This is a genomic window from Bacteroidales bacterium (assembly GCA_012517825.1).
Taxonomy (GTDB): Bacteria; Bacteroidota; Bacteroidia; order Bacteroidales; family JAAYUG01; genus JAAYUG01.
Window position 1 is genome coordinate 1 of sequence record JAAYUG010000018.1, and the last position, 8,056, is coordinate 8,056.

Here is an 8,056-nt window from a genome sequence, read left to right on the forward strand (position 1 = left end):
GGGCCATATCAGTCCGCCATCCGATACGGTAACTGTTGAAGTGTATCCAAGACCGACGGTAACGCTGGCCGGGAAACAGGATGTTACCTGCTTTGGAGGGAATGACGGACAAATTTCGGTTGATGTAACCGGAGGCACAGCACCCTTTACTTATCAGTGGACAGGAGGTCTTAGCGGACCGGCTCCGGCAAACTGCACAGCAGGCACATACCAGCTGGTGATGACCGATGCCCGGCAGTGTTCTGACCAGTTAACCGTCGAACTCACACAACCCCCGGCTATCCAGGCCGAAGCAACTTTTACCAAACCTTATTGCTCCGATATTGCTAACGGAAGCATCACCCTGACCGCTAACGGAGGTACCGGAGGGCTTTCCGTAAGCTGGAGCAACTCTCTGCAAGGACCAGCCATCGAAAATCTGCCTCCGGGAACCTACCAATATACCGTTACCGACAGCAAAGGATGTACGCTGAACGGTTCTGTTACCCTCCCACCGGAGCACGATCAATGTGTCATCATTCCCACCATCATTACCCCCAACAATGACACGTACAACGACACATGGATCATTCCGGGAATTGAAATGTACCCCGACGTTTCGGTAGAAGTATTCGACCGCTGGGGAAAACGGGTATTTTTCTCGAAAGGATACGCAGTACCCTGGGATGGCACCTTTAAAGGAAATGCTCTTCCTATGGATTCGTATCATTATGTGATCCGGCTAAGACCAGAAAATGAACCAATCAAAGGCACTATAACAATAGTACGATGAAATCCATGAAAAACTATGGCATCCTCGCCGGAATACTGCCGGTGATAGCCCTGTGTACCCTGCAAATGGCACATGGCCAGCAGCAGCCTGTTTTCAGCCAGTATCCGTTGAACAAGTTTCTCTATAATCCTGCGCTGGCAGGTGTTGACGGAATTACCACCATCGGACTCACTGCCCGCCAGCAATGGTCAGGCTTGCCCGACCCTCCCAGCACGTTTGCCTTTACCGCTCAGACCCGCGTGCTGGAAGACAGCTACATCATGCGGTTGCTCACTGCCAGAAAGAATCCCGAAAAAGCTTCCCGCAGGGGAAGAATCGGCCTGGGAGTAAATGTATACAGCGACCACAATGGAGCCATCAGCCGCTCAGGGTTCCAGCTTACCTATGCCTACCACATCAACTGGAACGACAAGGCACAGCTCTCTTTTGGCCTGTCAGCGGCCGGATTTCAGTTCAAACTCAACGACAAGGATGCCGTCATCCTCGATTCCGATGATCCCCTTCTGCTCAATAACCGCCACAGCTTCTTTGTGCCTGATTTCAATTTCGGCACCTATCTGCTTACCGACCAGTTCTACGCAGGAATAGGAATATCAGACCTGCTGGGATCTTACCTGAAACTGGGGAGGTATAAATTCGAAAACTACCGCACGCTCAGACACTATTATATCATGAGCGGATACAGGTTTTATGCCGGTGACAATTTCCGCATCGAACCTTCGTTCCTTCTGCGCACAACAAGGGAAGAAATTCAGTGCGACTTCAACCTCACGGGCACCTACCTGAAAACATATTGGCTGGGGTTATCGTACCGTACAGGAAATACATATGTCTTTATGGGAGGGCTGAATATCCAGAATTTCTTTCTGGGGTATGCCTATGACGCCGGAGGAGGGTATATCAAGCGGTATACCACCGGTTCGCATGAACTCATGTTTGGCATGCGGTTCGGGGAATCCAGCATACGCCGTATGCGCTGGCTGAGAAAAGACGTTAAGTCGTTTGAAGACAGGTAGATTTTTCTTTTCACCCTCTTTTCTGTTGGAGGGTTAGCCCTGAAAGCCCGTGGATGCTATGGTGGAATAATTTCTGCGGGGTTTATAGGCATTCCACCATAGCCCCTTATCCAATTTGTTTAAGGATTAAGAATAGAACGTAAAAAACGTACAATATTTACCGAAATGTTATTTACATTTTGTAAACTGCAAATTGTAAAATACAATCTGAAAAACAGAAATAGAAAAACCTTCAACCCCTTTCTTAGGTCTCCTTTGTGCTTTGATCAGAATGGAACTTGTTTACTTCGATTATTCGCCCGAGGGTAAAAAATAGTATAAAATAAATGACTTGCTGTTCCGGCGGTGGGTTGAATCAAGAGAATAAAACAAAGCATTGCATTGTGCTGGAAAAATTCTAATGCCATGCCATGAAAAAGCATCAACCACAGTGCGCATCAAAAATGCGCAATGTGCCAAGCGGACTGCTTTTGCTCCGTTTCAGCGGAGTTTGCCCTGATGCCGTCAAGAAGCAACTGTCAGTAAAAAATTGCCGGTATTGGCCGGGCTTTGATTCCCGTCGGTTTTTCCAGCCATGCAGCAATCCGGTAGATCTTTTCATTGCTTTCTGCAGCAAATCTGACCAGGCTCCGGTATGGCTGAAAGGCAACATCCAGAAAGCCGATGTTGTAGTTCTCACCGTCGAATCGTCCCGTTATGGGCTGGTCAAGCCATTGAAAATAGTGTATACCGACTACTTCCGGGCGGGCAAAGCCGTGTTCCATATAGTAGCTGTACGCCCGGCCCCGGTCTTCCTGTCCCGCCACACCCACAATACCCGTGGCCGGAAGCCCCCTGTCGGTAGCGCCGAAATGAAATTCACCAATTAAAACCGGTTTTCCGCTCCGCCGGCTTATCTCATCGGTAGGAGGCGGATCAGGATAACGGTACCCGTTGATGGAGAATACATCGAAATACTTCGCCGCACGGTAACACAGGTCGGAACTGATCCATGCATAGCGCAGGCCCAGATTCAGATGATGGGGATCGGCCTTTTTCGTTTCCTCACTTACAATACCAATAAGCCGTTCAACCATTACGCCCGAAAACTCCCATAAATCTTTTTCGGCTTCACCGGAAGGCGCTCTTTTCATAATAACGGTTTTTACCTCATCGAATGACCTGAACTGACTGTTCCACTGCCGGTTCCACTCAGTCAGGGAACCCTGATATTTCTCCCTGAGCCAGTCGGCCAAAGCCATGCGCGAAACCAGCAGGGTATCGCCTGCCAGCATTTCCAGGGCAATGTTGTTATTGCCGAAAGCCCATTCCGGTTCGTTGGCCAGAAAATAACCTATCATCCAGGGATCGTCCCGGTATGGCTGAAGCTGGGAAGCAAACCGGCGGGCTTCGGTAACAAAAAGGGTATCAAACACGTCGGGAAAATCCCGGAACACCTTCCGTGCGGTAGCAGGAAACCCGCTCATCGGAATCACATAGGGAATCCCTGCCGTCCGGGCAAATGCCAGATCACTCCAGTTCCCTATCGTATTGAACCTCCATGTTTTCAGCATGTTCCGCGTAAGTTGCGACCATTTTGCCGGATATTCCTTTCCCCAGCACCGTATAAGGTTTGCTTTCAGAAAGTTGACCATCACCTTGTCGCGGAACATACTGACGGCCTCATCCGCTCCTGAAGAAAGATCCGGCACCCAGCGGAAAAGGTCTTCGTTGCCCGTGTAAACCGTTGCCATCTCCTTATTGACGCAATCCATCCCGATGCTCAGAAAGGCATAACCTTCCGGATCGACAAGCCACCAGCGGGTTCCGTCAAAATGCGTATGGAAAAAACCTGTTCGGTCAAACTTCATCTCCTTCCATCCTCCGTAAATGCTCCAGGAAGAAGGGTAGGCTGAGAGAGAAAATTCCTTTTCGAGGCCGGACAGCTTTTCCTTTGCTTCATCAATGCCGGACAATTTTTCCGGCCACAGTTTTTCATTCCATTGCCCCAGGGAATCCACATAATAATATCCGGGGCCGGGAAGAGGTTCCGGGAGTTGTCCGGTGAGATAACACCGGCCAAGCATTACCACCGGAGCAAAATCATTGGAGCTGAACGGTTCAAGGGAAAGGGTAATCTTCTCCACTTCATCAGCACCTATCCTGTGTCCGCTTACGGTTCCTTTTAGCTGTCGCGGAAAACGCGGCAGAAAAACATGCTGGGCATCCAGATACGATAAAGGGAAAATAAGGTTTGTTTCCAGCTTGGGATTGATGCCGATTCTGGCCGTAAGGCGCGGAACATCAGGATCGCCTTTTGCATAAAACCGGAGATGAAAAATGACGCTGTACAGGTTTTCATGCCGCACCTGCAGTACCAGATACTGATACCGGGCTAAAGGCATATCGTTCCCGCCGGAAAAAAGCGGGAGCTCATTATTTGCATCAACAGGTTCCAGCAGCAATTCCGCATTTCCGGATCCGGCAGAACGAAAGGGCAATATTCTCAATCCTGCCGCCTGCACGGTATCAGGCTGAAGAACATAAACTGTCTGTGCCCGCAGACCTGCGACCGGCATCAGCAAAATACCGAGAAGAATTTTCCTCAGCATTGGCCAGAAGTTATTCTTCCGTAATAAGAACATCCCATGGAGCCAGGGTTACTGTCTGCCCGCGCAGGTAGTTCGTGCCGGTCAGCAGATCGTTTCCTTTGGCAAAGGGATACGCAAACTGATGCGGTTCCGAAGAATAATTGAAGAAATAATGCACCTGCCTGCCCAGATCATTTGTTCCCGACTTAACAATGAGCGGGTAATGCAGTTGCATGGCCGGATCGGAAATACCGGCTTTCTCAATTTCACGCCTGAAAAGGGCTTCATACAGAGGTATTGTCAGGTTGGTTCCCACATAGGTAACCGTCCCCTTGCCAAAACGGTTGGTTGTTATGGCCGGATACTTCCCGAAGAAGGGATGATCATACCGGGCAACCACTTCGGCTGTTTCGGGAATCAGAAATTCACACCAGTCGGTGGCTTTATTGTCTTCTTCGCTTACACCGAAGGGATTATCTTTCAGCGGCAAAGCGGAAATACTGGAAAACTCCTGATACCTGAATCCGCAAGCTTCGCGCAGGGGCCCGGGCATCATGACCGGCCTTACGGCATTGTATTCGTTGCAGAAACCGCTCTTAAATCCCAGCACTACATGGCCGCCGTTCTTCACATAGTCAACAATCTTCACCAGCAGGGAATCGGGGGCTACATAAAGCGAAGGAATGATCACAAGGCTGTAGTTGCTGAAAGGGCTTTTCCCGGGAAAAATAAAGTCCACACCGGCATTCATCCTGTAAAGGGCTTTGTGCATGGGAAGCACCAGGCGGTTGTGGTAAATATGGCTCCCGTCGGCAAAGGGCATGAACTGAAGGCCCCAGGCTGCATCATGGCTGTAAAGAATAGCAATTTTATTCTGTTTCTTCAGGTTGACCAGGTGGCTTCCCACCTTCTCCAGTTCGTGGGCCGTCCTGCTCACCTCATTATAGGCCCTGTTCGGCTCCAGATCGTGCGAAAGAACCCCTTTCCAGTAAGTTTCCTGCCCGTAATGGAGGGAATGCCAGTGCCAGTATTCTACCATGTTGGCCCCTGAGCCGAGGTGGGCATATACGTTCATCCTGAGTTGGCCATCGTAGGGAGGTTTCTGGTACTTCGAATCCCAGCCGATGGTCTGGGCATTGGTTTCCGTAATCAGATAGTTAGATTGCTTCACACTGCGGAAATAGTCTCCGGCAAAAGCAATTTCCTCTCCGGTAAGTTCATCCTGCGAGCCATGATATACATTGATCGACATCACATCGAGATGCCGGCCCGAAGCGATCTGGTCGAGGTCGAATACTGCCGGCATGAAGCAGTGGGTGATAAACTGGTCGGGGCGTTTATATTCCCGTACGATATCGGCCTGCCAGGTAAGATAATCGGCAATCACTTTTCTTTTGTACCTTTCCCATTCGAGCTTATAGGAAGGACTTGTGGCCCCGTCGCGCACCGGAAATTCATCCCATCCGTTGAGGGTCATTCCCCAGTACTGCAGGCCCCAGAGCTTGTTAACCGCCTCAATGCTCTTATAACTGTCTTTCATATAATCAACAAACCCCAAAAAGAAATCGCGGTTGTTGGCGCCGTAGGTAGTGGTTTCGTTATCAACCTGGTAACCGATAATGGCCGGATGGTTTGCATAATGCTCCATCATCTTCCGGATGATGCGCTCGGCATAAAAACGGTAGGCCGGACTGGTTATGTCCATGTTCTGCCTGATTCCGTAATACGCCCTGCTCCCACCCTGGTACTCGGCAAGTACCTCCGGATGCTTGTGGGCAAGCCAGGCCGGAATGGAATAGGTGGGCGTCCCCAGAATGACCTTGATGCCCGCCTTATGCAGCCTGTCAATGATCCGGTCCATCCAGGCAAACTGAAATTCCCCTTCCCGGGGCTCGAACAGGCTCCAGGTCGATTCTCCAAGCCTGACAACCGAAATGCCTGCCTGCTTCATCAGTTCCACATCCCTGTCAAGCCTGTCGTAAGGCATATATTCCTCATAAAATGCCGCTCCGTATAAAACATTCTTCATGGCCGGCATCTGGGCTGACAGAACCATGGGTAAGGTTGCCAGCAAAAAAAACAGGAATTTTTTCATCATAGCACGTATTGTTTTAAACTATCGGGTTGGTTAATTGTCTCTTCATTCCTTTGTTGTTGCACGCCCGTCTCTGCCACCGGCCGCTCTTCAGGAGATGCTGAAAACCCGGGTTTTGCAACATTTCCAGTATAGGTGCAATTTATAAATCTTTTCTGATGTGCGGTTTTTTTTCTATTTTGGCGTTGCAAAAAATTGCTTCTTTCTTGAAAATCAAACTATTTAAACATACTTTCTTTCTGCTTGTTTTGCTGTTTCTGCTGCCGGTTTTATTTCCGGAAGCTCCGGTGGCACGTGCCCAGGACAAACCCGCCAATATCCGGGTAGAAACAACGGCAGGAAACAGCATAGAAATCACCCTTCCTCTGCCGGCTCAGAAAAACCTTCGTCTGCTGGTTACCGACGTCCTCGGACGCAACATAAAAGACAGCACAATAGCCCGTCTGACTGAACCTGGCCGCATTGCCTTCAGCCTGGCAGGATACCGGCAAGGACTGTATTTTATACGAATCTACTACCAGCAGCATGTGTGGTACAACCGTTTTCTGTATGAACCTGTAATCTCTAAACAAGACTAAACGTACTTCAACATGACATCGAAAGAACTGATACAGCAGGCCCTTCTTCACAGGGAAACAAACCAGATTCCGGTTGATTTCGGAGCAACATCCGTAACCGGAATCCATGTGAAAGTGGTGGAACAACTGAGAACATACTTCGGCCTTGAAAAAAAGCCGGTTAAGGTCTCCGAGCCATATCAGATGCTGGGCGAATTTGATGAAGAGCTGGCCCGGATAATGGGCATTGATACTGTTGGACTGACTCCGCGAAATAACATGTTTGGCTTTCCGAACGAAAACTGGAAGGAGTTTCTTACCCCCTGGGGACAGATTGTGCTGGTGCCTGAAAAGTTCATTACCACAAGCGATCAGGATGGGGCCCTGTTGATGTATCCCGAAGGCGACAGGAATGCTCCCCCCAGTGCCCGGATGCCGCGCGACAGCTTTTTCTTCGACACCATTGTAAGGCAGGAGCCGTTCCGCGAAGAAGAGCTTACTCCCGAAGCCAACCTGGAAGAATTCGGATTCATTACCAATGAGGAGCTGAACTACTGGAAAAAACAGATAGAAAAAATTGCCGGTACTGACAAGGCCGTGGTAGCCAATTTCGGAGGAACTGCCCTGGGCGACATTGCCCTGGTGCCTGCGCCTTTTATGAAGTATCCGAAAGGCATACGCGATATAACGGAATGGTACATGTCGACCATCATGCGCCAGGATCTTGTAAGGGCCATTTTTGACCGGCAAACGGAGATTGCGGTCGAGAACCTGAAAAGAATTCATGCCATTGCCGGCAATGCCATCGATGTGGTCTTTCTCTGCGGCACTGATTTCGGCACCCAGGATTCGCAGTTCTGTGATGTTGACACCTTCCGCTCGTTATGGCTTCCGTATTACAAACGGATGAACGACTGGATCCATCAGAACACCAGATGGAAGACCTTCAAACACTCGTGCGGTTCCGTGCGGCCGTTGATCAGAAGCTTCATCGATGCCGGTTTTGATATTCTTAATCCGGTGCAGATCAATGCCGCCGGAATGGA

At 49.8% G+C, this 8,056-nt stretch carries 6 protein-coding genes; 4 read left to right on the plus strand and 2 right to left on the minus strand.

Annotation, left to right across the window (positions count from 1 at the left end; all coding sequences use genetic code 11):
- Together GX419_01350 and GX419_01355 are read left to right on the plus strand one after the other, a co-directional pair.
- Positions 1-772 (plus strand): T9SS type B sorting domain-containing protein (locus GX419_01350; protein ID NLI23337.1); only part of this gene is annotated, 772 nt, incomplete at its 5' end.
- Positions 769-1,788 (plus strand): type IX secretion system membrane protein PorP/SprF, encoded by a 1,020-nt coding sequence (locus GX419_01355; GenBank protein NLI23338.1) that lies wholly within the window; start codon positions 769-771, stop codon positions 1,786-1,788. The genes GX419_01350 and GX419_01355, both read left to right, overlap by 4 nt.
- Positions 1,789-2,306: 518 nt before the next feature.
- On the opposite strand, the gene GX419_01360 is transcribed toward GX419_01355, so the two are convergent.
- Both GX419_01360 and GX419_01365 read right to left on the minus strand, forming a co-directional pair.
- A complete protein-coding gene (locus tag GX419_01360; protein NLI23339.1) occupies positions 2,307-4,379 on the minus strand; it encodes a hypothetical protein in 2,073 nt (690 codons plus the stop codon).
- Positions 4,380-4,389: 10 nt separating this feature from the next.
- On the minus strand, positions 4,390-6,387 hold the full coding sequence (locus GX419_01365) for a beta-galactosidase (protein ID NLI23340.1): 1,998 nt from the start codon (positions 6,385-6,387) through the stop codon (positions 4,390-4,392).
- Between the two features lie 272 nt (positions 6,388-6,659).
- Between GX419_01365 and GX419_01370 the strand changes: the two genes are divergently transcribed.
- Both GX419_01370 and GX419_01375 read left to right on the plus strand, forming a co-directional pair.
- The gene (locus GX419_01370; GenBank protein ID NLI23341.1) at positions 6,660-7,031 is read left to right on the plus strand and encodes a hypothetical protein; all 372 of its coding nucleotides are present in this window, start codon (positions 6,660-6,662) and stop codon (positions 7,029-7,031) included.
- Between the two features lie 12 nt (positions 7,032-7,043).
- Positions 7,044-8,056 (plus strand): methyltransferase (locus GX419_01375; protein ID NLI23342.1); only part of this gene is annotated, 1,013 nt, incomplete at its 3' end.